Source organism: Halomonas sp. GT (assembly GCF_002082565.1).
Lineage (GTDB): Bacteria > Pseudomonadota > Gammaproteobacteria > Pseudomonadales > Halomonadaceae > Vreelandella.
In genome coordinates, this window is record NZ_CP020562.1 from 771,038 (window position 1) to 797,684 (window position 26,647).

The following is a 26,647-nucleotide window of genomic DNA, read 5'->3' on the forward strand; positions in this document are numbered from 1 at the left end:
GTTTGTATTAAAGGTTGGTTAAAAAATGATCAACTTGTTGATAAGGGCATCATCTCTAGCTTTGGGAAAAGCGTCCGCCGAGTTTTCACAGAGTTTTCCACAGGCTCTGTGAAAAAGAAGGCGGACTCTTCACACTCGCCTCTCTCGGTCAAGGCATAACTTTTTTAAACGGCTTAACAATTACCTTGGCATAGACCCCAGCAATGATGTATGGGTCGGCGTCTGCCCAAGCCTGTGCGTCCTCAAGGCTTTCAAATTCAGCAACGACCAAGCTGCCGCTGAAGCCTGCATCGCCCGGGTTATCGGTATCAATAGCAGGGTGGGGGCCAGCCAGAACCAAGCGACCTTCATCGCGCAATTTTTCCAGGCGGCCAAGGTGATCCGGGCGTGCCGCTAGACGGCGCTCCAAGCTGTTGGATACATCTTCACTGATAATAGCGTAAAGCATGGGGATAACTCCTTGAATGCTGGGGCGGTTGTCCAGTGTCGAATTGACCGCGCCCTTGTAAGCGCGCACCATGGCGAGCGCCTGTATACCGTTAAGGGAAAACAGGATGCCTGTTTTGTTCACACCATTTTTTATTCACACCATCCTATTCTGACAAACTCGCCACACGGCGTCATGCTTATGCCCCTACTTCCTGCGAACTATCTTTCTGCGAACTCTCTGCCCCCTGTGTTTGATGCCGACCAGCGTTATACGGTGGATTTACACATGCACTCTACCGCGTCAGATGGCGCGCTTACCCCTACCGAGCTGGTAAAGTTGTGCGCTGAACGTGGTCTTACGCACATGTCGCTGACAGACCATGACACCATGGAAGGCATTGAAGAAGCTGGCGTCGCGGCTCATCAAGCTGGGGTTTGCTTGGTGCCTGGCTGTGAGCTATCCACGCGCTGGCAAGGAATCAACATTCACGTAGTGGCGCTTATGCCCGGCGGTTTGCAAGGGCCTCTTGTAGAGGGGCTTGAGCAGCAGCGCGAAGCACGCATCAAGCGCGCTGAAGTAATCGCCGAGCGGTTAGAAAAAATGGGGTTACCCAACGCGCTAGAAAAAGCGCGCGCCCAGGCAGGCAGCGACCGTCCCTTGGGCAGGCCCGACTTTGCCCGTGCGCTAGTTGCTGAAGGTGTGGTTGATGATTGGGCAGGTGCGTTTAAGCGCTATTTAGGCAGCGGTAAAAAAGGCGATGTAAAAGCCCACTGGCCAGAAATCAGCGATGCAGTGGCCTGGGTTGTGGCCTCTGGTGGTGTGGCAGTGCTGGCGCACCCGCTGCGCTATGGGCTTACCCGGCGCAAGCGAGGTTTGCTGATGGATACCTTTAAAGCAGCAGGTGGACAGAGCGTTGAGCTGGTGAGTGGTCAGCAGAATCCAGACAGCACTCGCGATCTCGCTCGACAATTAGTAGAGCGCGACTTATACGCCTCCATGGGCAGCGATTTTCATTTTCCTGGCAGTCACGCTGCCCCTGGTAGTATGAGCGTGATACCACGCACAGCTGCGTCGCCAATTTGGCAGCACCCGCGCTTAATTCATTTGCGCGATGCGCCCAGTGGTATGTTAGGTCCTGGGTCTTAAACCGCGTATCGACTAACCTAGAAACTAAATGGACAACGATATGCCCACGGTCAGGAGCAAGTGATGAGTCAATACTTTCAGATTCACCCCGAAAACCCGCAGAAACGCTTGATTGATCAAGCCCTAGACATTATTCGCAAAGGTGGTGTGGTCGCGTATCCAACCGATTCAGGCTATGCGTTGGGCTGCCACTTAGGTGAAAAAAAGGCTATTGAAAAGATCAAATGGCTGCGTTCGTTAGACGATAAGCACAATTTCACGCTGATGTGTTCGGACCTATCCGAGATTGGCACTTACGCAAAAGTGGATAACGCGGTGTTTCGGCTGTTGAAGGCCCACACCCCTGGGCCTTACACCTTTATTTTGGATGCCACCACAGAGGTTCCGCGCCTGTTGCTGCACCCGAAGCGCCGCTCCATTGGCGTGCGTGTGCCTGATCACCGTATTACCCACGCGCTGCTTGATGCGTTGGGTGAACCGCTGATGAGCGTGACGTTGATTCCGGTAGGAGATACCCTGCCAATGAGCGATCCTGAAGAGATCCGCGACCGCTTCGGGGCACATCTTGATGCCATTATCGATGGCGGTGCCTGCCATCTTGACCCCACCAGTGTGATTGATCTACGCGAGCTGCCGCCCAAAATTGTGCGGGAAGGCCGCGGCGACATTACGCCGTTTACGAGTTAACACCGTTTTCTAGCCTGTATTGGTAGCCCCCTGGCGGCAAGTATTGGGGGGCTGCTGCTATCCTGCCTGTTTCTATATCCGCGACACAGAAGCCACAAAGAACCTTAAAAATACGATGCGTATCAACGTATCCATTTAGCACGCTACCTTTCTTATTTGAATGACCAATAAAAATAAATTATGATGAATTTTATAGTTTTTAATAACTAACGATGATGGATGATGTGGAAAACTCCCTCCTAACTGATAACCATCACTGACTGGAGATTGCTTAATGACGATATCCCGATACCGCAACGCTGCCACTGCAACGGCATTTGCGAGCTTAGCGCTACTTCCTTTATCAGGTAACGCTATAGCCAATGACGCGAGTGCTTGTGATCAGGCTGAGTACACAATGGGGCTTCGTTACCAACAGCAATCCGCAGAAATAATTGCTTTACAGCGCCAAGGGTTCGAGCTGGCGACCTATCGTTTGGAAAAACAGATTGAGGCGCATGGCGAGGATGCTGATTTGGCCATCATTACCGATGTGGATGAGACGCTCATCGATAACAGCGCCTTATTAGTGCGCGACATGCAGGCCTGTCACGACTTCACTGTTTGGGATACTTGGTTGCATTGGGAGCGCGAAGGCGAGCCGCGTTTGATCCCAGGCGCGAAAGATTTTCTCGAATTTGCCGATGAGCAAGGCGTGTCTATCTACTATGTGTCTGATCGCTACCAAGAAAATAAAGCCGATACGCTGGCCACCATGGAAGCATTAGAGCTTCCCCAGGTATCGGATGAGCGAGTCATGCTACTTGGCCCACCGAAGACCGAGCGTCGCGCTATCGTCGAAGAAAATCACACATTGGTGATGCAGCTGGGGGATACACTGCACGATTTCTCGGGTGACTTTGCCGGTACAAGCCTTGAAGAGCAGCGTGATCTGGTTAACGACCACGCTGAACGTTTCGGCCAAGACTGGATTGTTTTCCCCAATGCGAGTTACGGCAGCTGGAGTGACGCGGAACTAGACGCTTGGCAAGCACCTTTTGAAGATGCTGAAAACGAATAAGTTGTCGTTGCCCAGGTGATGGGTAACCAACTAGCTGAAGAGGCCCTAGCAAGTGACTAGGGCTTTTTTTCGTCTTTTTGCTGTTCTTTTTTGCGTGGGTCTTCGCTGTCTTCATCCAGCCATGTGCCACAGCGCAGGCAGTAACGAGCGCGTTTATCATGGCGGTCATGGCCACAGCCGGGGCAAGCTTCTTCTGAATAGCGGTCTTCGCGAATAGAGCGGATAACCTGGGCGGAAAATACCCCAGTAGGTACAGCGATAATTGAGTACCCCAGCAGCATCAGAATCATCGTGATCGCTTTGCCTATCGACGTGGCTGGGACAATATCGCCGTAGCCCACCGTGGTCATACTGACGATCGCCCAATACATTGACATAGGAATGCTGGTAAAGCCGGCTTCAGGAGATTCGATGGTGTACATAAGCGCAGCAAACAGCATGACGACCATCATGATGCTACTAAAAAACAGCAGGATTTGACGTAGACTGCGTTTAAGCGCATCGAGCAGTAAACGCCCCTCACCGATAAACTCCATCAATCTCAGAATCCGGAAGATGCGTAGCACCCGCAGTATCCGTACGATGACGAGCCCATGAGCACCTGGCATCAGCAGTACTAACCAGGCTGGGATAATGGCGATCACATCAACAATACCGTAGAAGCTTTTGAGGTAAATCGTTGGGCGCTCTAAACAGTAAATCCGCACCGCTAGTTCAATGCTGAAAAGTAGGGTAAATATCCACTCTACATAGTAAAAGATATGCCCATAGCGTTCGGAATAACTATCTACGCTGTCCAGCAAAATGACCCCCACGCTGATTAGAATGGCGATAATCAGCGCAATATCAAAGCCTTTGGCCCCCGGCGTATCAGACTCGAAAATAATATGGAAAAGCCGTGTGCGAAGTCCTTCTGCACCGGGAGTTAATTGAAAACTCATCGTGTCATCCTGAAGTGGGCTGAATGTTTCTAGCGTAGCGTGGTTTGATAGGCGAAGCGATGCGCCAGGGTTAACGCAGCAACGCCATAAGCGGACGTTGGATGTCCGCTGTCAGTTAGTTCCGTGGTCAGTGTCTGTGCCTCTTGTCGAGAGCCTTCATCCAGCTGTGGGTGGGCAGCCAGTGTGGCTAATGCCTGTTGTGCGATGATTAAGTGCTCTTCAAGTCCACTGTCGTGATAGGCATCCAGCGCCGCCGTCGCCCTGTGTAGCCACTGAGCCGGTGCGCTGGCCTCAGGTAGTGTCCACTGCTGTACGCCTAACGCGTTGCCGCGAGCGGCTTTGCTGGTATCAGAAGGGCGCAGCGGCACGCTTTCCGCGAGCGTTAATGCCATCGCCCAAAGCGCCTCTGGTTCACCCGCCTTGAGTTCCAGCTCGACCTCGCAAATAGCGGCTTGAGCATCGCCGCTGACAATTTCCCCTTCGTCTATCACTAGCTCGATATGGCTACCTTGCCAGTTGATTTGCCAGCTACGCCGAGTAAAGTCGGTGCGCAATGCAGGGCGTAGGGCGGAAATAACGGTGCCTAGCGAACCCTCGAAGGGTGGTAAGGCGGCCAAGCTACGTTGGTCTAGCTGTGGGCCAGGAACTTGCGACTCCCACTCTTGTCGGGTGGAGAGGCCGCCACCGCCGTGGCCTGCGGTTTTTACCGTTTGAAGTACACGATCATCTATCTTGCGTAAGCGCACGGCAATCCGCGCCTTTGCCATATCGCCTGCAGAGGTATCGAAATAGGTATTCGCCAGATGTTGCCACTGGGGTGATTCAGCCAGTGCTGGGTGACACAGCAGCATGTTGAGCTGAGTTGGCGCAAGGGCAAGTTTAAGCTCTATTTCGGTAGGTGCTGAAACAGAGTCCGAAGCAAGAGTTGAATTTTTCATGACATTAGCCACCTTTGTATTGTGACATTTCAATTAATTTTTGATGACATTGTGAACTTTTCATGACGGCGGCGAGCGCACTCTTTATACTGGCGCCGCCATTTCCAGGCTCCCCGAAAACAGGCTAAAGGCTATATGGTTACCTCCAACCCTTTTTCCGCGATGTTTGGCCGCTCGCCATTCCAGCCGCTGCTGGCCCACATCGTCAAGGCCAATGAATGTGCCGACCAACTGTTGCCCTTCTTCGAGGCATCGCTTGCCGGTGATTGGGATACCGCAGCTGTATTGCGTGAAAACGTTACTCGCTTAGAGCATGACGCCGACACGCTGAAAACAGAGCTTCGGCTAAACCTACCCAACACGATGTTTCTTCCCGTCTCACGGTCTGACTTGCTCGACCTTATCAGTGTGCAGGACAAGATCGCCAATAAGGTGCGCGACATTACCGGCATTATGCTGGGACGTAAAATGCGTGTCCCCGACGAGCTGGCTGAACCCATGCGTGATTATATGCGCACTAGCGTGGCGTGCGTGGCTCAGGCTCGTCAGGCGTTAGAAGAACTTAAAGACCTCCTTGAGTCCGGCTTTGGGCGTAACGTTTCCGATGTTATGCAGAAAATGATCCGCGAGCTGCATACGCTTGAGCACCAAGCTGATGATCAGCAGGTGAATATTCGGCGACAGTTGTTTGCGCTTGAGAGCCAGCTTCCACCGGTTGATGTGATCTTTCTTTACAAGATTATCGATTGGGTCGGTGAGTTATCCGATCGCGCCGAACGCGTGGGCAGCCGCCTGCAGATTTTGACCGCACGCTAAGGGGATCACATGCAGATTATTGCCCAGCACGGTGAAATTTTTATTATTTTGGCCTGTTTGTTTGGCTTCTTTATGGCTTGGGGCGTGGGTGCGAACGACGTTGCCAATGCGATGGGAACGTCGGTGGGGTCGAAAGCCATCACCATCAAACAAGCCATCATTATTGCGGTTATCTTTGAGTTTTTAGGTGCTTGGCTGGCGGGCGGTGAAGTAACCGCTACCATCCGAGGCGGGATGCTTGATCCTGTCTTACTAGAGTCAAACCCCCAGCTGCTGGTTTACGGTATGCTTTCTGCGCTGCTGGCTGCCGCTATTTGGCTGATGATCGCATCAGCTCGTGGCTGGCCAGTTTCCACTACCCACTCTATCGTGGGCGCTATTGTTGGTTTTGGCGCGGTAGGACTTGGAATGGAAGCCGTTGCTTGGGGCAAAGTGGGTCAAATTGCTTCTAGCTGGGTCGTTTCACCACTGTTGGCCGGTACGATTGGCTTTGTGCTGTTCAAATCCGTTCATCACCTGATTTTCGAAAGTGATGACCCCTTTGCCGCTGCCAAACGCTACGTACCCGGCTATGTGTTCCTGGTAGGGTTTATCGTTGCAATGGTGACGCTGACCAAGGGCCTTAGCCACGTTGGTCTGAACTTGACGTTTGGTCAGAGCCTGCTGCTATCTGTTTTGATTGGTGCTGGGATCATGGGCTTGGGCTTGATTATGCAGCGCCGCATTAAGTTCGAAAAAAATGCCAGTGACCACTTTGGCTACGCCAATGTTGAGCGGGTATTTGGCGTTCTGATGATCTTTACGGCTTGTGCGATGGCGTTTGCACACGGTTCTAACGATGTTGCCAACGCCGTAGGGCCTCTGGCAGCGGTTATAAGCGTGGTTCGTAGTGAAGGCGTCATTGATAGCGCGGCGTTAGTGCCTTGGTGGGTGCTGGTGCTTGGTGGCGGTGGTATTGTGTTTGGCCTTGTGACTTACGGCCATAAAGTCATTGCAACTGTTGGTACGGGTATTACTGAGCTAACGCCTAGTCGTGGCTTTGCCGCCACACTGGCAGCTGCAACGACGGTGGTACTGGCATCTGGTACGGGCCTGCCAATTTCAACCACTCACACGCTTGTGGGGGCTATCCTTGGTGTGGGGCTAGCACGCGGTATGGCGGCACTTAATCTGCGTGTTATCGGTACGATTGTGATGTCCTGGCTGATCACACTGCCAGCAGGTGCCGGTTTGGCCATCTTGTTCTTCTTTATGTTCAAAGGCATGTTTGGTTAACACGGGGAAGCCCGCCGTAGCACGCCATTGCTCGATGCTATTTTGGATAGATAATACAGCGGTACCTTCGCGCAAATTAGCCTGTATCTGGGTGGATTTGCACAAGAAGGTGCCGCTGTTTTTTGCGCTCTGTTAAAGTAAACGCTGATACTCTCATTCACCTGCTGCCGGAGAGCGGCCCTTGGACACACGCTTCCCTTTTGTTGATTGGTTTCGTAACGCTTCCCCTTACATTAACGCGCACCGGGGACGAACCTTTGTCATCTTAATTGAGGGCGAAGCCATGGCGTCTGGCCGAGGGGAGCAGCTGATTCAGGATTTAGCGCTGCTACATACCCTGGGGGTGCGGCTAGTCGTGGTGTTTGGTATTCGCCCACAAGTGCATGACGCATTAACGGCTGCTGGGGTAGAGCCAACACGGGTGGATGGCCGCTGGGTAGCTGATCGAGCAGTGATGGCCCACGTGGAACAGGTGGCCGCGCACCAGCGCTTATGGCTAGAAGCTCGGCTTTCCTTAGGGCTGCCTAGCACGCCACTACACGGTGTGGAGCTTAGTGTGATTTCCGGCAACTTGGTGACCGCTAAGCCACTCGGTGTGCGCGAAGGCGTAGACTTTGATCACAGTGGTGAAGTGCGTCGGGTGCGCGCGAGTGCCATTGAAGGGTTGTTGGAGAAAGGCTCACTGGTGCTGCTGCCGCCGCTGGGTTTCTCGAGTACAGGTGAAGTGTTTGATTTAGACGCCTCGGAAGTGGCGCAACATGCTGCCGTTGCGCTGAAAGCGGATAAGCTCATTCTATTAGGCGAATCGGAAGGACTTGAAGATGAGCGGGGCGCGCTATTGCGACAGCTTTCCCCGGCAGAGGCCGAACCACGCCTGCAACAGGCGTTACCCGGCAGTGAGCTGGCACGCCACCTAAATGCAGCCTGTACCGCCGCCCGGGAAGGAGTGGCGCGCACTCACCTGCTTTCCTGGCGTAATCACGATGCCCTGTTAGGGGAGTTATTCACACGTGACGGCGTCGGTACCATGATCACTCAGCACCGCTATGAGCAACTGCGGCCCGCTACGTTAAACGACGTTGCTGGCTTGCTAGAGCTGCTGGAGCCGCTTGAGCGACGGGGCATGCTGGTAGCTCGTTCGCGGGAGCGGTTAGAGCACGAAATCGATGACTACATGGTCATCGAGCGTGATGGCATGGTGATTGGCTGTGCCGCGTTGCATGTTTTTCCAGGCACCACCGTAGGGGAGATGGCCTGTGTCGCGGTTCACGGTAATTACCGCGGCGGCGAGCGCGGCGAGCGCTTAGTGGAAGCGCTAGAACGGCGCGCGCGGCAGCGCGGGCTTTCCGAAATATTTGTGTTAACTACGCATACGGCCCACTGGTTTGTCGAACGCGGTTTCCGTGCTGCTAGCCTAGATGACCTACCGCCGTTGAAACGCGAAGCCTACAACCACGCCCGAAAATCTAAGGTGTTAGTCAAGACGCTATTGGGATAGAAAAAACGTGTCTAGTAAGTGGGTGTCAAAACAATGGATTAGTGGGAAGCACATAGGGGCGGCTTTGCCGCCCTTTTCATTACTTATGTATTAAGTATTTAAAATAACCCCGCCATTTAAGTGCAACGTTTGGCCGCTCATGTAAGACGACTCTTCGCTGGCGAGGTACACATACGCTGGGCCAATTTCACTGGGTTGGCCGGCTCGCTTCATGGGGACTTGCCCGCCAAAGTTGGCGACTTTTTCGCCATCAAAGCTGGCGGGAATTAATGGTGTCCAGATAGGCCCCGGCGCGACGGCATTAACCCGAATGCCTCTATCCATTAACGACATAGCCATTGAGCGTACAAACCCTTGGATGGCGCCTTTCGTGGCGGTGTAGTCAATTAGCGTGTCGTTGCCTTTGAAGGCGTTAATGGAGGACGTGGCGATAATGGTGTCGCCTTCGCTCAGGTGGGGCAGCGCCGCTTTAGTGAGATAAAAATGGCTGAACACATTCGTTTGAAACGTGCGCAGTAGCTGCTCATCAGGAATGTCAGTGACATCGTCCCAGTCATACTGCTCTGCGGCATTATGAATGACTACGTTGAGCTTGCCGAACTCTTTCAGGGTACGTTCCACAATATCGCCACAAAAGCTGGGTTCCGCCACGTCGCCTTGCAGCACCAAGCAACGGCGTCCCTCTGCCTCTACTAAACGCTTGGTATCGTCGGCATCTTTGGGCTCTTTAAGGTGCACGATAACGCTATCGGCACCTTCACGAGCGTAATGTACGGCCACCGCTCGGCCAATGCCGCTATCGCCACCAGTAATGATAGCAACTTTATCTAATAGCTTATCGGCACCGCGGTAGCTTTCGCGAATATACTCCGGCGTTGGCCGCATCGCATGCTCATCGCCGGGCTGTTTATTCTGATGCTGCTGGGGTTGCTGTTGATCACTCATGTGCGGTCACTCCTTTGTTGGCACATTTTTTTAACGCTAGCCTATTGGAAGGCTAGAAAGATTCAGCACTGGGAAGAGTTGAAAATGACAGTGTATGTTGCATCCGGTTTCAGTGGCTAAATAGGGCATCCCTATTTTTGAGTGCCTTATGTTCTTAATTCGAGTGCTTCTAACGTAGACCAATGGCGCATAAAGTGACAAGTAACCGCTGGATAACCCAGCGGTAAAGGTAATAGCAAACGTTAATAATGACTATTTGAAATGTCCATTAGGTCATTTTTAATAACGTATTAATATCACAAGTAGCTGTTTTTTAAGTTTTATAAAAGATAAGTGTGCTGCGTGCTTTGGATGATTTTAATTTTGCGTAATGGCAAGTAGGTTACGAGCGACTATAGTGAATAAGCCAATTCATTCCCCTTGGCACGTAAGGCGATACGGCGACTACCAAGGAATAGGAGGTAATATGCAACAACCTGATAAAGACGATCAAAAAAACGATCATAAGAAAGATCAGCGCCAAGATCACCATGATGATGCCAATCCGATGCCCGACACGCATCATGTCAATCCTGATGCCGATGATAAGTCGTCCACCAAGCAACCTAAGCACTAATTTAACCGGTTTGCCTAATAATGGGCGCTACCTAATAGTAGCGCCTTTTTTATAGGATGTTGTAATAGTTATCAGTATCTCCGGTGAGTGGGTTTAAATGCTAATATTTTAATTTTTGTTATTTATATTCGCTGTCTTTTGATTTGATTTATGAAAGTTAACGATATTTGTTGGGTTGGATTGGTTTTTTTGATCATTAAGCTGTTTTGAATGGAAAGCTAATGGCGGTTCGCTATAGTTTTAAATAAGAGGTGATTTTCGAAGCTATTTTAACGACACGGAGGGCGTCACCATGGATGAGCAAGGAAAGCAGAACTATTCACATATTGAAGATTCGCATATTGACGATTTACATCTTGATGAGCTAGATGATCACGGTTCACTTAAGCAAAAAAGCCGAGAAGGCGCTGAGGAGCTAAAAGTGACTGCTCAACAACAAGATAAAGAAAAAGCGCTGCATATCAGCTATAGCTCTAGAGGCGCAGCGCACCACTTAGAGGAGAACGTCAAATCAGTTAAACGATGGAACGGCTAAGCCGTTGGTCGATGATAAGCATGATTTGTCACACCGTAGTCCTAACTAGCGGCAAACTCATGGCCACCCTCGCGGCGCTACTTCTTGTAGCGCCGTTTTACTTCCACGTTTAGCCTACCTTCGCCCAGCTGTAGCGAGAGCTTCTGGCCTGGCGCGGTGTCCTCTGCCCGGCGAATGACATGGCCTTTTTCATCCTGGGCAATGGCGTAGCCGCGCCCCAGCACCGCAAGCGGGCTGATGGCATTTAGCTCACGGGCGGCGCTACTCAAGCGTGCCTGACGTATTTCCAACGCTCGCTGCATAGCGCTGACTAAACGGCGCTGGAGTTGGCTAACACGCTCTTGCTCTGTTCGGTGCAGACGCGCCATGTCTTGGCTGGCTAAGCGTTTGCTTAACTGTGTGACCTTAGTTTGCTGCTGCTGAACGCTTTGCTGCATTGCGCGCTGTAGCCGTTGGGAAAGGGCGGTAACGTGCTGGCGCTGGCGGTCAAGCTGTTCGCCTGGGTGGCGAAGGCGGGCGCGCAAGGTATCCAGCCACTGGCTATCCCGCTCTAAGCGTGCCTGCAGGGCACGATGTAAGCGGTTTTCTGCCTGTGTTAATTGCTGCTTAAGCGCATGCTGGTCAGGCACTAAACGCTCGGCCGCCGCTGATGGGGTAGGGGCACGCATATCGGCGGCGAAATCCGCTAGGGTGACATCCACTTCGTGACCCACCGCTGACATTACTGGCAAGCGGGAGTGAAAAATCGCCCGTGCCAGATGCTCGTTATTAAACGCCCACAAATCCTCTAAGCTACCGCCACCACGGGTGATCAGCACCACATCATGGTCAGGGTCTAAGCGTGCCTGTCGGTTCAATAACCCCAGCGCTGAAATCATTGCAGGGGCGGCCTCGGCACCTTGTACGGGTACCGGAATCAACGTGACATCAGCCAGAGGCCAGCGCGTCGCCAGCACCGCCAATACATCGCGAATGGCCGCGCCGCTGGCGGAACTCAAAATCAAAATCTTGCGGGGTGGAAAGGGCAGGGGGCGAGCGTTGGCAAACACCCCTTCACCTTCCAACTGCGCTTTTAGGCGCTCAAATGCCGCCAGTAGCTCCCCCAAGCCCGCCGCCTGCACGGCGTCGGCAATCAGTTGATAATCGCCGCGCGGCTCGAACAGTGAGACCCGGCCGCGCAGTTTTACCTGATCACCATCGCGCATGGGGGCCGCCACAAAACGCGCCCGCTGGCGAAACAGCGCACAGCGAATTTGCGCGCGGTCATCCTTCAAGGTGAAGTAAATATGCCCAGAGGCCGGGCGGGAAACATTGGACAATTCGCCTTCTACCCACACCTCGCCCACCTCTCGCTCAAGGGTCTGCTTGGCGCGCTGATTCAACTGAGTCACAGAGAGCGCTTGAGGTGTATCGGGCATAGAGCAACCTTAGAAAGAAAATGAGCGAGCGGGTGAATTTCGCAAGAATCCTAGCTTATTAGCCATTGGTCTGAATTGAAAACCTTCTTCACATTGCTGGTACGGCCATCAAAACGTTATAATAGGGGATTAACTTTCCACGCCCCACTTCCTCTTCTATCAGGGTGTTGCCGCTATGCTACGTATGGCCCAAGAAGCACTTACGTTCGATGACGTACTCCTCGTTCCCGGCTTCTCCGATATTCTGCCCAAGGATGTCAGCCTCAAAACCCGCCTGACCCGCAATATTTCACTCAATATCCCGCTGCTTTCTGCTGCGATGGACACCGTTACCGAAGCGCGTCTAGCAATTGCGATGGCTCAGGAAGGCGGCATCGGCATTATCCATAAGAGCATGGCCATGAGCCAGCAAGCCGCTGAAGTGCGTAAGGTTAAAAAGCACGAAAGCGTGATTGTAAAAGATCCGGTCACCGTTAGCCCTAAGGCGAAGCTGGATGATCTGCTGGCGATGGCGCGTGAGAACGGCTTCTCTGGCTTCCCCGTCGTAGAAGGCGAAACCCTGGTCGGTATTGTGACCGAGCGTGATATGCGCTTCCAGCCCAACCACGGTGACAGCGTAGCGGACATCATGACCCCCCGCGAGCGGTTGATTACTGTCAAGGAAGGCACCGACCTTGAAACCAGCAAAGCCAAAATGCGCGAACACCGCATTGAGAAAATGCTGATCGTCGATGACGAGTTTCACCTGCGCGGCCTGGTGACCTTCCAGGACATCGAAAAAGCCCGTACTTACCCGATGGCTGCCAAAGACAGCGATGGCCGCTTGTTGGTCGGTGCTGCCGTTGGTACTGGCCCGGAAACGCCTGATCGCGTTGCTGCCCTGGCCGAAGCCGGTGTGGATGTGATCATTGTTGATACTGCCCATGGCCACTCCAAAGGCGTTATCGACCGCGTGCGCTGGATCAAAGAGAACTTCCCCAACATTCAAGTGATTGGCGGCAACATTGCCACCGGCGCTGCCGCGAAAGCGCTGGCCGAAGCGGGCGCAGATGCGGTTAAAGTGGGCATTGGCCCCGGCTCTATCTGCACCACACGTATTGTGGCAGGCGTTGGCGTTCCGCAAATCACCGCGGTGTCTAACGTGGCGGAAGCGCTGAAAGAGTTCGATATTCCGCTGATCGCCGACGGCGGCATTCGCTTCTCGGGTGACTTAGCCAAAGCCATTGCCGCTGGCGCAAGTGCCGTGATGGTGGGTGGCCTGCTGGCCGGTACCGAAGAAGCACCAGGTGAAGTTGAGCTTTACCAAGGCCGTACCTACAAAGCCTACCGTGGCATGGGCTCCATGGGCGCCATGTCTCAGAACCAAGGCAGCGCCGACCGCTACTTCCAAGACAAGAGCGAAGGTGCCGAGAAGCTGGTGCCGGAAGGCATTGAAGGCCGCGTACCCTACAAAGGCATGATGGGCGCTATCGTTCACCAACTGATGGGCGGTTTGCGCGCTTCCATGGGTTACACCGGCTGCCGCAGTATTCAAGAAATGCGCACCAAGCCGGAATTTGTACAAATTACCAGCGCTGGCTTTAACGAATCCCACGTTCACAACGTGCAGATCACCAAAGAAGCTCCCAACTACCGGGTGAGCTAACCAGCACGTTTCGTTAAATGGCGCGGCGGGCATTGCCCCGCCGCTTGCTTTTTGGCCTTAACAGCGGCACCCACACCGCTTAACCGAGACCCCGCCATGAGTGACATTCACGCCCATAAGATCCTGATTCTCGACTTCGGCTCCCAGTACACCCAACTGATCGCCCGCCGTGTACGTGAGATCGGTGTATTCTCCGAAATCCGCGCCTTCGATATTACCGAAGAAGAAATTCGCGAATACAACCCGAACGGCATCATCCTGGCTGGTGGCCCGGAATCCGTGACCGAACTGGATTCCCCGCGAGCACCGGCGTGCGTGTTCGAAATGGGCCTGCCGGTGTTTGGTATCTGCTACGGCATGCAGACCATGGCCGAGCAGCTTGGCGGCAAAGTGGAAGGCTCTAACCAGCGCGAATTTGGCTACGCCCAGATTCAAATCGACGGCGACACACCGCTGTTCAAAGACATCAAAGACCACATCGATACCGACAGCGGCAAAGGCCTGCTAGACGTATGGATGAGCCACGGCGACAAGGTCTCCCAGGTGCCTGACACCTTCACCGTGACCGCTTCCACGCCGAGCTGCCCGATTGCCGCCATGGCCTGGGAAGAGAAGCAGTTCTACGGCGTACAGTTCCACCCGGAAGTGACCCACACCCTGCAAGGCCAGCGCATTCTTGAACACTTCGTGCTGGATATTTGCGGCGCCGAAAAACTCTGGACGCCTGCACAAATCATCGAAGACCAAGTACAGCGCGTACGCGAGCAAGTGGGCGACCGCCATGTACTGCTTGGTCTTTCCGGTGGTGTCGACTCCTCGGTTGTGGCAGCGCTGCTGCACAAAGCCATTGGCGACCAGTTGACCTGTGTATTCGTCGATAACGGCCTGCTGCGCAAAAATGAAGGCGACCAAGTCATGGAAACCTTCGCCAAGCACATGGGCGTCAAGGTGATCCGTGTCGACGCCGAAGAGCTTTTCCTCGGCAAGCTGAAGGGCGAGAAAGACCCAGAAGCCAAGCGCAAGATTATCGGCAACACCTTTATTGACGTGTTCGATGAAGAAGCCAGTAAAATCGACGGCGTCGACTTCCTGGCCCAGGGCACCATCTACCCGGACGTGATCGAATCCGCCGCCTCTAAAACCGGCAAAGCGCACGTGATCAAATCCCACCACAACGTTGGTGGTCTGCCGGAAACCATGAAGCTCAAGCTGGTGGAACCGCTGCGCGAACTGTTTAAAGACGAAGTGCGCAAACTCGGCCTCGAACTCGGCCTGCCTTACGATATGGTCTACCGCCACCCGTTCCCTGGCCCCGGCCTGGGCGTGCGCATCCTGGGTGAAGTGAAAAAAGAGTATGCCGACATCCTGCGTGATGCCGACGCCATCTACATCGAAGAACTGCGCGCCGCCGGTTGGTACGAAAAAACCAGCCAAGCCTTCGCCGTGTTCCTGCCGGTGAAATCCGTAGGCGTCGTCGGCGACGGCCGCCGCTACGAATGGGTCATCGCGCTACGCGCGGTCGAAACTATCGACTTCATGACCGCCCGCTGGGCGCACCTGCCCTACGAGCTGCTGGAGAAAGTCTCCAACCGGATTATCAATGAGTTGGAAGGCGTTTCGCGGGTGACTTATGACGTGAGTAGCAAGCCGCCTGCGACGATTGAGTGGGAGTGAGGTTTGAAAGCCTAATGAATGAACATAAACCACCTGTTTGTCGGGTGGTTTTTTAAAATTAAATAAAAAATATGTGTTGATTGTGTTTTTTCGAATATATTTAAATTAAAAATATAATGAGATGAGCTATGCAAACTGATTTGTTCACAGTCTCAAAATTGTTCACAGAGCGATTGTTTAGAATTCCTGATTACCAGAGAGGCTATGCATGGAGGGAAAAGCAGTTAAAAGATTACTGGAATGACTTGGAGCAGCTTGAAGATAAAAGTCATTATTTAGGGGTTTTGACGTTAGAGGATGTCCCTGAAGAAGTAGTGAAGGAATGGAAAGATGATAAGTGGATAATTGATTCTAAAGGTTATACTCCTTTTTATATCGTTGATGGTCAGCAAAGGCTTACAACTACAATAATATTGATTCAGGCTATAACGGAAGTTGTTAAAGAAGGTGAAAAAATAAATTATACTTCTAAAGAGGAGATTAAAAGAAGATTTCTTTGGGACTCTAAAGATGACGGTATATCAAGGTCTTATATTTTTGGTTATGAAAAAGACAATCCAAGCTATGAGTTTTTGAAAACAAAAATATTCAATGAATCATCAGATATAAGTTTTCCGAGTCAAGATACTATTTATACGAATAATTTAAGTTTTGCGAAAGATTTTTTTCTTAAAAAGATAGTTGATCTTGATATAAGATCTCTAGAGGAAATATATAAAAAAGTCACGCAGCAGCTACTTTTTAATATATATGCTATTTCGCGTGAAATTGACGTTTTTGTCGCTTTTGAGACTATGAATAATAGGGGTAAGCCTTTATCTCATCTTGAGCTTTTAAAAAATAGACTTATATATTTATCGACTAAATTTCAGGTGGAAGATTATGAGAAAGATAACCTCCGTGCAGTTGTAAATGAAAGTTGGAAGAATATTTATCACTATTTGGGTAAAAATAAAGATAACCCGCTTGATGATGATTTATTTTTAAGAAATCATTTCCTCTTATATTTTGGCAAAAGCCTAACAGATGAAGATGATCCTGATTATCGTGGCTATTTAAGGATGAGAAGAAGTTATGCTCACGATTATAAAGACTATTTGCTGGAAAATCATTTTACAACCAGGAATATAGAAGGTGTTGGAAAGAATGGAGGGAAAGCAATAAAGACTAAAGATATCTATGATTATTCTAAAAGTTTAAAAGATTCAGTTGAAATATGGTATCAAATACTTAATCCGAGTGATAGCACATTTAGTAAAGCTGAGAAGGAGTGGTTAGATAAGATAAATAGGCTTGGTATTGAATTTGTTGCCCCTCTAATTATGGTTTTTTATCAAAAAGTCAAAAAAGCCGCTTTAAAGCTTGAGTTTCTTAAGGCTTTAGAGAAACTCATTTTTTTAAATGAGCTGGTTAGATATCGTCATTACATGACATTTGATCCTGTTCTTTTTTTAGAGATGTCTTCAAAACTTAGCTCTGGTAAGTCTAATGCTGAAGATATAGTTAAAGAATTAACTGTTGCATTCGAAAGTGGGAGAGATAGTAAAGAGATTTGGAAGATAATTCAAGCTGAATTTATTCGGTCAGGCTACTATGGTTGGAGAGGGATAAGATATTTTCTTTATGAGTATGATTTGCATCTTAAGTCACAGTCAAAAACCCAAAGAGAAAAGATAGATTGGGATGTTTATATAGACACCCCAGAAGATTATCATACGGTAGAACATATTTATCCTCAGCGCGCCAGGCGTGAGTGTTGGACAAAATTATATACTGCATATACTAATAAAGAGAGAAGCGTTTTAAGACACTCTTTGGGTAATTTAGTACCACTTTCTAGGCCCAAAAATTCATCTTTCTCAAATAAATGTTTTCAAGATAAAGTTGGCGATATTAGCACTAAAGTTGGCTTCAGATATGGTTCATATGCAGAGAATGAAATAGCTACCTACGAGAAGTGGGGAGCTGTTGAAATACTGCAAAGAGGAGTTACTTTGCTAGATTTCATGGATGATAGATGGAGTTTGAAAATTGGAGATAGAGGGAAAAAAGTAAAAATGTTAGGCCTTGACTTCGTAGAAGAAAAAGAGGGTATAACTAAAAAGAGAAGAAAATAATGGAAGTCTTGGGAGCTTCTTTAATATAGAAGCTTCCATTTCTTCTTTTATGTGTTGGCGATGTTGTTTATTAATCATTGGAAGATATCAACACCTGACCTTTCTCCTAGATTAATACCACTCGCTTTATGAAATGCTCCACCTTTTCCCGCTCCTTGAGCATACCCATCGGGTGACAGGAAATTGAGATGGAATGAGCCCCCGCTGATACTTGCTAGCTCAATGACTTCCATGCCTTGACGATTAAAAACTGTCGAGGAATTGTTAGCGCTGACTTTGAGGTAAAAGAGGCGACCCCCAACCCGCTGTGTGCTTTACTACCTGCACCTGTTATTCACGGAGGAAGTATCCATAGCCATAGGCGGCTTAAAGGATTACTGGATGACATTGCCGCATTGGCGAAGTTGACCGCAGCATCACTGGACGATGTGAGCGCCGCCGCTGGGCGTGCGACGGCGGAGGCGGCTGGGGTGGTGGTGGATGATACGGCGGTGACGCCGCAGTATTTGCAGGGGGGGACAGAGGAGCGTGAACTGGCGGTTGTGAAATAGATCGCGCTGGGGTCGATCCGCAATAAGCTGGTTTTGCCACAAGCTGGTTTTTAGCCCACCAGTAGCGCTGCCGATGTGCCATTGCGTTTGCCCATTCGGCTTCTTTTGTCATCTGAAATAACTCCCTCACGTCACCCATGAGCCGAACATATATCTTATTCGGCTCGCAATATGAGCTGAATAGGCTGAGCAATCGGCTCATGGATGACTTCGGGGCAAGTTTGAAAGCGTGGTGAGCACTAAGGATATGAGAGCTAAGAGTTACGCTGTTTCTAAGCCATCAACAATAAACACGCGATAGTCGGCACCCTGGAAACGGTGTTTGCGGGCTTCCTGATAGGCGGGGCTTTCGTACCAGGCGCGGGCGGCGGCCATATCGGGGAAGCGTAGAATCACCGCACCTTCCATGGCGCTTCCTTCTAGCACCTCAACATCTCCATAAAAGGCGAGTGGTTGTGGGTCGTGGCCTTCGCGGGCGGCTTTGGCCTTTTCGCTGTAGCGCTTCATTTCTTCGTTGTCGTGAGTGTGTTCACGGGTTAGTACGATGTAGGCGGGCATTCGGCTCTCCTCGTGGGTATTAAATGCGCTATGCAATCATACCTGTTGTTGGTTGGGCGCTGTCCACTTACTCTCAACCCCCTGCTCTCAAAACTTTGCTCCAAAGCCCCATTAGCAAGCCACCAACCTATTCGATTGCCTTGATAGCAACTGTCGGTATCATATTGTGGGTGTTGTCCATCATTACGTCCCTTTACCGCGAGCTTCTATGACCCAATCTAAAACGCCGTTCATTGTGGTGCTGAGCTTGGCATTGACCATGATGCTGGGCCCGTTTTCCATGGATACGTACCTGCCAGCTTTTCCGGTTATTGGAGAATCGCTGGGAGTTTCTCAGCAGGCGGTGTCGTTGAGCGTTTCAGTGTATGTCTTCGCGATGGCGTTTGGTCAGTTAATCGGCGGAGCGCTTTCAGACCGCTTCGGGCGCCAGCGGGTGTTGATGAGCGGCCTGGCAATTTTTGCGCTCTCAAGCATTGTCATTGGTATGGCGGATTCTCTGAACACGCTGCTCGTCGGGCGGGCAGTTCAGGCTCTTGGCGCCGGTTGTACCCTGGTATCGGTGCCGGCGCTGGTGCGTGACCGGGTGTCAGGCCGCGACGCCGCGAAACTGTTCTCGATGATGGGCTTTATCATGGTGCTGGCGCCAGGCATTGCGCCGAGCGTGGGCAGCGCGATTCTGGCGTTTGGTTCCTGGCACACTATCTTTTTCGCCTTGGCAATATACGCGGTGCTGCTGGTGCCGTTGTTGGTGCGGGTACTCTTTACCGGTACGGGCAAGGTGTCTCGAGTGAAAAGCCCAAAGATGAGCCTGCTGGCGCGTTATAAACTGGTCCTGTCGACAAAGCCAGCTCTGCCGTTCATCGTTTGGCAGGCTGCCTCGTTTTCTACTCTGATGATGTTCATCACCTATGCGTCATTTATCTATCAGGGGCATTTCGGCAAGTCGCCTTCGGCTTTTTCAATGCTGTTTGCGGCGAATATCGTCGCGATGCTTATCTTCAATATTCTCAATCGAGTGTTGCTTTCCAGGCTATCGTCACTGCGTATCCTGCAGCTGGCAACGGGCTGCCAGGGCGTTGGCATACTGTTGTTGGTGATGGCTGCCTTTATGGAGTGGCCGTTGTACGCTTTCTTGCCCGCTATGATGCTGACCATCGGCTCGATAGGGGCGATCTCGCCGAATATACAGGCCTGTTTTTTGGAGTACTTTCCCACCAGTGGCGGAACGGCTGCAGCGCTTCTGGGCGCTGCCCAGTTCGGTGTCGCCGGGCTGCTAAGCGCACTGTCCGCTATGTTGCCGCATACGCTTGAAGCGGTCATTCTGGCCATGGCTGCCTGTGGATTGGTGGCGTATTTAATGCTTGCCCGCTCTATTATCAAAGGGCGTGCCACTGTTGAGACGCCCTAGGCTAGACGGCGAGCCTTTGCCAAAAGCCTCGTGTTATCCAAAACATAATGACCCATCTCGTTAGAAAAGGCTGGCTGTAATGAATATTGATCTCTACCAAGTAGATGCGTTTGCCGCTAAGCCGTTTGAAGGTAACCCTGCGGCGGTTTGCCCGCTGGAAAAGTGGCTGGATGATGCGTTGTTGCAGGCAATCGCCACGGAGAACAACCTCTCTGAAACCGCCTTTTTTGTGCCGACTGAATCTGGCTATCACCTGCGCTGGTTTACCCCGTCGGTGGAAGTGGATTTGTGTGGTCATGCCACGCTGGCGGCGGCGTGGGTGATTTTTAATGTGCTGGGCGATAGCGCTGAAACACTGCAGTTCGAGACCCGCAGCGGGCAGCTTTTAGTGCAGCGTGATGGCGACGAACTGGCGATGGATTTTCCCGCAAAGGTAGTCGAACCCTTGGTGATGGAAGCTGAGGTAAAGGCAGCACTAGGGATTAACAAGCTCGAAGAGCTGCTGATATCGGACGATATCGTGGTGGTGGTTAACGATGCGCAGTTGATTGAGTCACTAACGCCGGATATGCAGCAATTGAAGCGCCTTCCTGGGCGCGGCATGGTCGTTACTGCGAAAGGTAGCGATGTCGATTTTGTCTCCCGTTGGTTCGGCCCCAAAGTGGGTGTGGAAGAAGACCCCGTTACCGGCTCGGCGCATACCTCGCTTGCGCCATACTGGGCGAAAAAGCTGGGTAAGCAGCAGCTTACCGCACGCCAGGGGGGTGCCCGCAAAGGTGCACTGAGCTGCGAGATAGAAGGCGACCGCGTCATTATCAAAGGCCGCGTTGCGCCTTACTTGAAAGGGGTAATTACGCTGCCACCACAGTGACAGGCCAGTGCTGGTGCCGTCGATAATCCGCTAATGGGAATTAGCGGAATCGTCAGCTGGAATAAAGGTCGCAGGCTCAGCCATGGGAGGTAGCTGCTTATTTTCCAGGGTGGCCAAGGCAATCTTGTAACAATCCTCAATATGGCTGTTGCCCATGTACTTCATGGCGGTAAAGCTAATAGTGCCAGCCACGGCGCTGCCAATGAAAGGAACAAACTTAGTAACCCCTTTGGCGGCGACTTTAACGCCCATCTTATTCAGCAGCGTTATAATTAGTTTCTTCGTGATGTATTTTCCGGCTAACTTGCTTCCCGTGTTGGAAATGGTGGTCATCACAAAGAGCTTGGTTTCGGTATCTAGGCTTTCGATTTGTTCAGGCGACAATCCAAACTGAGCGTTAATTTTGGGAATTATGCGCATTAAGATAGCTACGTCTGAACCGATATCTAGCCCTGGGATAGGAATGATAGCGGTGCCCGCCGAAACCCCCGCGCTTTTGGTCACCATCGAATAGCATGACTTTTTAATGGCGTCGAGTTCTTCCCTTGTCTCAATCATGCGGCATTCCTTTTTTACGATGCTGATATAACCGTAGCCGACGGCTGCGCGAAATTCGATGTTGCGGGGGATGTTGTCAGGCGAGCCCTTATGTTTTCACTTCCCCACACCCCCGTTCAGTGCAGGCGGGTTGGTGGTCGTATAGCGTTTGAATGATCTGGCAGTTGGCTGTTTTTCCGCCTCGGCATTGGTGAACCACCTGGCGCAGTTCGCCTGCCAGAGCTTGTAAGGCAGCGATGCGCTCTTCCAGGTGTTCGAGATGGCGGCTGGCGATGTCATCGGCGGCGGTGCAGTCGGTATCGGGGTTGTCGGAAAGCGCCAACAATTCCTGAATACTGTGCAAGTCTAATCCCAGGCTACGACCATGGCGAATGAAGCCAATGCGTTCTAGCGCGGCCTGATCATAAGACCGGTAGCCTTGTTCTCCCCGCTGTGGCGGTGCCAGTAATCCCAGCTTTTCATAATGGCGAATGCTTTCCGGCGAGCATCCGGTTCGGCTGGCAACTTCCCCAATACGATAGTGGCGTTTCATCGGCTTGACCCTGTAACGATTACAGGGTTTAGGCTAGTCGTTATTCTCTTGACTAACAAGCAGGTAACCGACGATGAGTTTGATCAATGAGCTGTTGAGTATCGCGCTAAGTGCCGCGCCTTGGCTAATGCTGGGGTTGGTAATTGCAGGATTAATTAAGGCGTTAATGCCAGAACACCTATTACAGCGTTGGATGGGTGGCCGCGGGCTGGGAAGTATTACCCGAGCGGCGGTGATTGGGATGCCGTTGCCGCTGTGTTCGTGTGGGGCGATTCCCACCGCGTTGGCGTTGCATCGGGGTGGGGCGGGCCGTGGGCCAACCACGTCTTTTTTGATCAGCACCCCAGGCGTAGGGGTAGATTCAATGCTCATCACCAGTGTGCTGTTAGGTCCCTTAATGGCGCTGGCGCGGGTGTTGGGAGCGCTGGTAACGGCGATAGTGACAGGCATTTTAGTGGGCTTTACCGGCCAAACAGCGCTGCCGAAAAGCACCCCTGTTAGCAGCTGCTGTGCATCAAAAGGCTGTGACGCTGACAGCGCTAACGCACATGCCTCTGATGCGACGGGAATAATGGCAGGATTGAAGTATGCCTTCAGCGATTTATTGGATGACATCAGTAGCTGGATGTTTGCCGGTTTATTGTTGGCGGGGGTGCTGGTTACCTTTGTGCCGCCAGAAACCCTGGTAGGTTTTTCGGGTGGTTTGTTGGCGCTAATCCTTATGGCGGTCATCGGCATTCCTTTGTATATCTGTGCTACCGCAGCCACCCCCGTTGCTGCCGGTTTACTATTGGCGGGCATTTCGCCGGGAATGGCGTTAGTCTTTCTGCTTGCTGGCCCTGTAACGAGCCTAGCCACCCTGGCTATTCTGTGGCGTGAGTTTGGAAACCAAGCGTTAGCGGTTTATCTCGTCAGCATTCTACTGGTGACGGTGTTGATCGGCTGGGTGTTTGATAAAGGGCTAGCAATGACGGGGTGGGACCCGGTTCAGCAGGCCAGCCAAGTTCAGGAGCTGCTACCTGCATCGGTCGAGTGGCTGGCCTTAGGCGCACTGGTACTATTCTCTATTCGCCCTGTTCGTAAGCGGTTGTTCGGGTTTTAGATCGCTGCATTCACTAATAAGTCTTTTGAAGAAATGATCATAAATAGAGCTGAGCTTTACCGGCAGTTAGCCTTAGAAACGCACCTGCGGCAGGGGTTGTCGACCATTAATAGAGTCATCTGCGTGCTGATTTTGCTGGCATCGCTGGTGGCTATTTTGGAAACGGAGCCAATGCTGCGGGCGCTTTCACCTCGCCTTTTTCCTACCCTAGAAACCGTGTTTGTGGTGATCTTTATCGGCGAGTATTTACTGCGTCTGTATGTTGTCGGTGAAGATTTTCGTTACCGCGGGATAAAAGGCCGGTTGCGCTATGTATTTTCGTTTTGGGCCATGGTGGATTTACTGGCGATTTTGCCTTATTTCCTGGGGTTTATGGTTCAAAACAACGGTTTCTTACTACGCATGTTGCGTTTGGGGTTAATGCTGCGGCTAACCCGTTTAGGTAGATTCAGCCAGGCTTGGGTAGCGCTGGCAGAGGCGCTGAAGTCTCGTTCTCATGAGCTGTGGTTGAGTGCGGGTTTGGCGATGCTATTGCTGTTACTTTCCTCTTTCTGCCTGTATTTAGCAGAAGCCTCTGCCCAACCGGAAGTGTTTGGCAGCGTGCCCCGTGTGCTGTGGTGGAGTGTTACTACGCTGACGACGGTGGGGTATGGCGATATGGTTCCTATCACTGGGTTAGGTAAGTTTTTTGCGGGATTAACGGCGGTGGCGGGCATCGGGATTATCGCGATGCCCACGGGAATTTTAGCGGCGGCATTAAGTGATGCGTTTCAGAAAAATCGCTAGTCTCCGGTAGGAAGTCATCCGCTGAGGCTTTTAGGTGTTATTCCCACGACGAGCGGGGTGTCATGTCGTGGAAAACGTGTTACTAAAACATCCAGGTCGCGCCTAGTAGTGGGCCACTCATCGACACATCAACGCGGGTGCCGTTTTCATCGCGGTCTACTGCTAAGTGCCGAAAGCCTGCTGAAAGGTGAAATGCATCATTTACCTGGTAATTCGCCGTGGCGACCGCTTGCCATGTGCTACTGGCATCTATGCCGAAGCCGCCCCCATCAACATGCACTAACGTTGACCACTTAGGTGTCCACGTTGAGCGCAGCCGGGCGGCTAAAAGTGGATCGACCCAGCGTTCAGTGTGACTGGCGCTAACGCCTAAGGCGGGCACGCTCACGTCAGCTTCTATTCGCCAAGCCCGTGCGCCCGCTAATAGATCTAGATATTGGGTCGGGGTGTTGAGCACTTGATAGCCTGCTGCTGCGGTTATCGAACGCTGACGTAGGTTGCCTTTTATCGCAACGCCGGGCTGCAACGTGCTCTCATGGCTCAGTGATGCCCAGGTAATATCTCCAAACAAAACCCAGCGGTCTTTACGGGCGCTGCCGGCCATAAAAAAAGCACCTTCTAGGTCACTCAATACATCACTAAAAGAGCGTGAGGTGCTGATGGTCGGGGCGTTGGAGAGTGGCCGCACATCGCCAGCCAGCCCTGTCATCCACACATAGGGGGTTAGCTGGAAACGCCAAGAGTCATCTTGTGCGTGGGTGTTGGCGGCGAAGCCAGCAGCCATAAAGCCAACTGCGGCAAGAAGTAAGCGGGCGTTGGGCATCGTCATTGTCCTAATGAGAGAGTCCTAATGAAAGTGTCTTAATGTTAGCCGTGCCGTTTAACTTTTACCGAGATATGTTCACCGACTCAATCGGTAGCGCAGTTTTGGTAGTGTGCGAGCGACGGGCGGCAGGCGGGTTGCCATGACTAATGTGGCAATGGCGGCATACATGGCCCACTCTTGCATGTCGGCGCGCACTACCCAGAAAAAGTGCAGTAATACCAAGCCTAAAATGACATAAGAAAATTTGTGCAGTGGCTTCCAGCGTTTGCCTAAGCGACGCATTGACCAGAGGTTAGAGGTAGCACCCAATACGGCAAGGCCGATCAGTGCGATCATGCCAACAATGATATAGGGCCGTTTGATCAATTCGCTACCTAGTAGTGCCCAGTTAAGCCCCAGAATAAACAGCGCATAGCTGAGCATGTGCAGGGTGGCGTAGGCGAGTGTCCAAAGACCAAGCTGACGGCGGATCAATGCAAAGCCTTTCCAGCGGGTGAGTTTGGTGAGCGGTGTAAGGCTTAGCGTGAGGAGTAGCATCCATAGCCCGCCAGTACCGATGTTCAGCAGCAGGTAATTGCCAGGCTCGGGACCAGCGGCGTTAATGGCTACCTGCCAGCCCCAGAACACCAGCGGCGCGAGCGCCGCCAGGAAAACGCCTATCCGCCACAGTAACCATACCCGTGGCGCTGCCATTAGTAGTGCTTCCTTAAATCCATGCCGGCATAAAGCTCAGCGACCTCGTCGGCATAGCCGTTAAACATCTGCGTATCAATGGTATTAGAGTTGAACAGGCTGTTGGGAAGCCGCCGTTCGGTGGCTTGGCTCCAACGCGGATGGTCAACTTCTGGGTTAACATTGGCATAAAAGCCGTACTCATCAGCGGCGATTTGCTGCCAGGAGTTGACGGGCTGCTCTTCCACCAGTGAGATACGCACAATCGATTTAATGCTTTTGAAGCCATATTTCCAAGGCACCACCAGCCGTAAGGGTGCGCCGTTTTGGTTGGGCAGTTCACGGCCATACATGCCCATGGCGAGCAGTGTCAGTGGGTTCATGGCCTCGTCTAAGCGCAAACCTTCCACGTAAGGCCACTCGATGATCGAGAACGAAGAGCGCTGGCCACGCATCTGCTCTGGGTCGACTAGGGTTTCAAAGCGCACGTACTTGGCTTTGCTGGTGGGATCGGCACGTCGAATCACCTCCGCAAGGGGGATGCCCAGCCAGGGAATCACCATCGACCACGCCTCTACGCAGCGCAGGCGGTAAATACGCTCTTCAAACTGTGAAGGCTTGGCGAAGTCTTCTAGGGCAAAGCGCCCGCCGTTATTCACTTCACCATCGATCACTACGCTCCAGGGCTGGGTTTCCAGGCTGCCTGCATGGCGGGCGGGGTCGCGTTTATCGGTGCCAAACTCAAAGAAATTGTTGTAGCCGCTGGCATCGTCAAAAGGGGCGATTTTATCTTTCTCGGGGTTGCTGGGGGTGATGGCTCGCCACTGAGTGTCGCTGATTTTTTCCTTCAGCCAGGCTGGGGCATCGCCTTCCGGTACATCAGAATAATCTTCGTTGGCGCGGACGTGGCCGGAGAGGGCAAGCCCCGCGCCTAGACCCGCCATGCCGCCCATAAAGCGCCGTCGGGAGAGGTAAATAGATTCCGGTGTTACATCGGATTCGTGTAAATCACTCGGTTTGGCAATCTTTATAAGCATGTGGT

Annotated in this window: 27 protein-coding genes; 16 read left to right on the top strand and 11 right to left on the bottom strand. The window is 51.9% G+C overall.

Going from position 1 to position 26,647, the window contains the following annotated elements; all coding sequences use genetic code 11:
• Window positions 1-148: 148 nt before the first annotated feature.
• Window positions 149-448, bottom strand: a complete 300-nt coding sequence (locus tag B6A39_RS03600; RefSeq protein WP_009722218.1) for a YciI family protein — start codon at window positions 446-448, stop codon at window positions 149-151.
• A 180-nt stretch (window positions 449-628) separates the two neighbouring features.
• Between B6A39_RS03600 and B6A39_RS03605 the strand changes: the two genes are divergently transcribed.
• From B6A39_RS03605 to B6A39_RS03615, 3 genes are all read left to right on the top strand, one after another.
• Complete coding sequence (locus tag B6A39_RS03605; protein ID WP_083007837.1) at window positions 629-1,576, top strand: PHP domain-containing protein; 948 nt, start codon at window positions 629-631, stop codon at window positions 1,574-1,576.
• A gap of 63 nt (window positions 1,577-1,639) precedes the next feature.
• Window positions 1,640-2,263, top strand: a complete 624-nt coding sequence (locus B6A39_RS03610; protein ID WP_083001445.1) for an L-threonylcarbamoyladenylate synthase — start codon at window positions 1,640-1,642, stop codon at window positions 2,261-2,263.
• Window positions 2,264-2,537: 274 nt separating this feature from the next.
• A complete protein-coding gene (locus B6A39_RS03615) occupies window positions 2,538-3,323 on the top strand; it encodes a 5'-nucleotidase, lipoprotein e(P4) family (RefSeq protein ID WP_083001447.1) in 786 nt (261 codons plus the stop codon).
• A 56-nt stretch (window positions 3,324-3,379) separates the two neighbouring features.
• On the opposite strand, the gene B6A39_RS03620 is transcribed toward B6A39_RS03615, so the two are convergent.
• Window positions 3,380-4,264, bottom strand: coding sequence for an ion transporter (locus B6A39_RS03620; protein ID WP_083001449.1), 885 nt, complete (start codon window positions 4,262-4,264; stop codon window positions 3,380-3,382).
• 29 nt (window positions 4,265-4,293) lie between these two features.
• Complete coding sequence (locus tag B6A39_RS03625; protein ID WP_083001451.1) at window positions 4,294-5,202, bottom strand: CYTH domain-containing protein; 909 nt, start codon at window positions 5,200-5,202, stop codon at window positions 4,294-4,296.
• A 135-nt stretch (window positions 5,203-5,337) separates the two neighbouring features.
• Here B6A39_RS03625 and B6A39_RS03630 point away from each other — a divergent pair, with 135 nt between their 5' ends.
• The 3 genes from B6A39_RS03630 (at window position 5,338) to argA (ending at window position 8,791) form a co-directional block, all read left to right on the top strand.
• The gene (locus tag B6A39_RS03630; protein ID WP_083001453.1) at window positions 5,338-6,018 is read left to right on the top strand and encodes a TIGR00153 family protein; all 681 of its coding nucleotides are present in this window, start codon (window positions 5,338-5,340) and stop codon (window positions 6,016-6,018) included.
• Window positions 6,019-6,027: 9 nt separating this feature from the next.
• Window positions 6,028-7,293 (top strand): inorganic phosphate transporter, encoded by a 1,266-nt coding sequence (locus tag B6A39_RS03635; RefSeq protein WP_083001455.1) that lies wholly within the window; start codon window positions 6,028-6,030, stop codon window positions 7,291-7,293.
• Between the two features lie 181 nt (window positions 7,294-7,474).
• A complete protein-coding gene (gene argA / locus B6A39_RS03640; RefSeq protein WP_083001457.1) occupies window positions 7,475-8,791 on the top strand; it encodes an amino-acid N-acetyltransferase in 1,317 nt (438 codons plus the stop codon).
• Between the two features lie 90 nt (window positions 8,792-8,881).
• Here the strand turns inward: argA and B6A39_RS03645 are convergent, their stop codons facing one another.
• The gene (locus B6A39_RS03645) at window positions 8,882-9,736 is read right to left on the bottom strand and encodes an SDR family oxidoreductase (protein WP_083001459.1); all 855 of its coding nucleotides are present in this window, start codon (window positions 9,734-9,736) and stop codon (window positions 8,882-8,884) included.
• A 466-nt stretch (window positions 9,737-10,202) separates the two neighbouring features.
• Here B6A39_RS03645 and B6A39_RS18965 point away from each other — a divergent pair, with 466 nt between their 5' ends.
• Both B6A39_RS18965 and B6A39_RS03650 read left to right on the top strand, forming a co-directional pair.
• Window positions 10,203-10,352 carry a hypothetical protein gene (locus tag B6A39_RS18965; protein ID WP_198036754.1) on the top strand — a complete coding sequence of 50 codons (150 nt, stop codon included), beginning with the start codon at window positions 10,203-10,205 and terminating at the stop codon, window positions 10,350-10,352.
• 292 nt (window positions 10,353-10,644) lie between these two features.
• Window positions 10,645-10,887 carry a hypothetical protein gene (locus tag B6A39_RS03650; RefSeq protein ID WP_083001461.1) on the top strand — a complete coding sequence of 81 codons (243 nt, stop codon included), beginning with the start codon at window positions 10,645-10,647 and terminating at the stop codon, window positions 10,885-10,887.
• Between the two features lie 77 nt (window positions 10,888-10,964).
• Here B6A39_RS03650 and xseA read toward each other — a convergent pair whose 3' ends face one another.
• Window positions 10,965-12,305, bottom strand: coding sequence for an exodeoxyribonuclease VII large subunit (gene xseA, locus B6A39_RS03655; protein WP_083001463.1), 1,341 nt, complete (start codon window positions 12,303-12,305; stop codon window positions 10,965-10,967).
• 175 nt (window positions 12,306-12,480) lie between these two features.
• On the opposite strand from xseA, the gene guaB reads away from it, so the two are divergent.
• From guaB to B6A39_RS19020, 4 genes are all read left to right on the top strand, one after another.
• A complete protein-coding gene (guaB, locus tag B6A39_RS03660) occupies window positions 12,481-13,950 on the top strand; it encodes an IMP dehydrogenase (protein ID WP_083001465.1) in 1,470 nt (489 codons plus the stop codon).
• Between the two features lie 96 nt (window positions 13,951-14,046).
• Window positions 14,047-15,624, top strand: a complete 1,578-nt coding sequence (gene guaA, locus B6A39_RS03665) for a glutamine-hydrolyzing GMP synthase (RefSeq protein WP_083001467.1) — start codon at window positions 14,047-14,049, stop codon at window positions 15,622-15,624.
• Window positions 15,625-15,752: 128 nt separating this feature from the next.
• Window positions 15,753-17,741: a DUF262 domain-containing protein gene (locus tag B6A39_RS03670; protein WP_083001470.1), complete on the top strand. Its 1,989-nt coding sequence runs from the start codon at window positions 15,753-15,755 to the stop codon at window positions 17,739-17,741.
• A gap of 236 nt (window positions 17,742-17,977) precedes the next feature.
• A complete protein-coding gene (locus tag B6A39_RS19020) occupies window positions 17,978-18,292 on the top strand; it encodes a DUF808 family protein (protein WP_232318746.1) in 315 nt (104 codons plus the stop codon).
• Between the two features lie 261 nt (window positions 18,293-18,553).
• Here the strand turns inward: B6A39_RS19020 and B6A39_RS03680 are convergent, their stop codons facing one another.
• A complete protein-coding gene (locus B6A39_RS03680) occupies window positions 18,554-18,850 on the bottom strand; it encodes a DUF1330 domain-containing protein (RefSeq protein WP_083001472.1) in 297 nt (98 codons plus the stop codon).
• A gap of 208 nt (window positions 18,851-19,058) precedes the next feature.
• Here B6A39_RS03680 and B6A39_RS03685 point away from each other — a divergent pair, with 208 nt between their 5' ends.
• Both B6A39_RS03685 and B6A39_RS03690 read left to right on the top strand, forming a co-directional pair.
• Window positions 19,059-20,258 (top strand): multidrug effflux MFS transporter, encoded by a 1,200-nt coding sequence (locus tag B6A39_RS03685; RefSeq protein WP_083001474.1) that lies wholly within the window; start codon window positions 19,059-19,061, stop codon window positions 20,256-20,258.
• Window positions 20,259-20,337: 79 nt separating this feature from the next.
• The gene (locus tag B6A39_RS03690) at window positions 20,338-21,129 is read left to right on the top strand and encodes a PhzF family phenazine biosynthesis protein (RefSeq protein ID WP_083001477.1); all 792 of its coding nucleotides are present in this window, start codon (window positions 20,338-20,340) and stop codon (window positions 21,127-21,129) included.
• A 30-nt stretch (window positions 21,130-21,159) separates the two neighbouring features.
• Here the strand turns inward: B6A39_RS03690 and B6A39_RS03695 are convergent, their stop codons facing one another.
• Both B6A39_RS03695 and B6A39_RS03700 read right to left on the bottom strand, forming a co-directional pair.
• Complete coding sequence (locus B6A39_RS03695; RefSeq protein ID WP_083001479.1) at window positions 21,160-21,687, bottom strand: hypothetical protein; 528 nt, start codon at window positions 21,685-21,687, stop codon at window positions 21,160-21,162.
• Window positions 21,688-21,775: 88 nt separating this feature from the next.
• Complete coding sequence (locus tag B6A39_RS03700; protein ID WP_083001482.1) at window positions 21,776-22,219, bottom strand: MerR family transcriptional regulator; 444 nt, start codon at window positions 22,217-22,219, stop codon at window positions 21,776-21,778.
• 73 nt (window positions 22,220-22,292) lie between these two features.
• On the opposite strand from B6A39_RS03700, the gene B6A39_RS03705 reads away from it, so the two are divergent.
• Window positions 22,293-23,321: an SO_0444 family Cu/Zn efflux transporter gene (locus B6A39_RS03705; protein WP_083001484.1), complete on the top strand. Its 1,029-nt coding sequence runs from the start codon at window positions 22,293-22,295 to the stop codon at window positions 23,319-23,321.
• Between the two features lie 33 nt (window positions 23,322-23,354).
• Window positions 23,355-24,107 carry a potassium channel family protein gene (locus tag B6A39_RS03710; RefSeq protein WP_083001486.1) on the top strand — a complete coding sequence of 251 codons (753 nt, stop codon included), beginning with the start codon at window positions 23,355-23,357 and terminating at the stop codon, window positions 24,105-24,107.
• 82 nt (window positions 24,108-24,189) lie between these two features.
• On the opposite strand, the gene B6A39_RS03715 is transcribed toward B6A39_RS03710, so the two are convergent.
• The 3 genes from B6A39_RS03715 to msrP all read right to left on the bottom strand — a co-directional run bounded on the left by B6A39_RS03715 (window position 24,190) and on the right by msrP (window position 26,642).
• Window positions 24,190-24,930 carry a hypothetical protein gene (locus B6A39_RS03715; protein ID WP_083001488.1) on the bottom strand — a complete coding sequence of 247 codons (741 nt, stop codon included), beginning with the start codon at window positions 24,928-24,930 and terminating at the stop codon, window positions 24,190-24,192.
• 78 nt (window positions 24,931-25,008) lie between these two features.
• The gene (msrQ, locus tag B6A39_RS03720) at window positions 25,009-25,626 is read right to left on the bottom strand and encodes a protein-methionine-sulfoxide reductase heme-binding subunit MsrQ (RefSeq protein WP_083001490.1); all 618 of its coding nucleotides are present in this window, start codon (window positions 25,624-25,626) and stop codon (window positions 25,009-25,011) included.
• Complete coding sequence (msrP, locus tag B6A39_RS03725) at window positions 25,626-26,642, bottom strand: protein-methionine-sulfoxide reductase catalytic subunit MsrP (RefSeq protein WP_083001493.1); 1,017 nt, start codon at window positions 26,640-26,642, stop codon at window positions 25,626-25,628. The genes msrQ and msrP overlap by 1 nt, the downstream gene beginning before the upstream one ends.
• Window positions 26,643-26,647 lie beyond the last annotated feature (5 nt).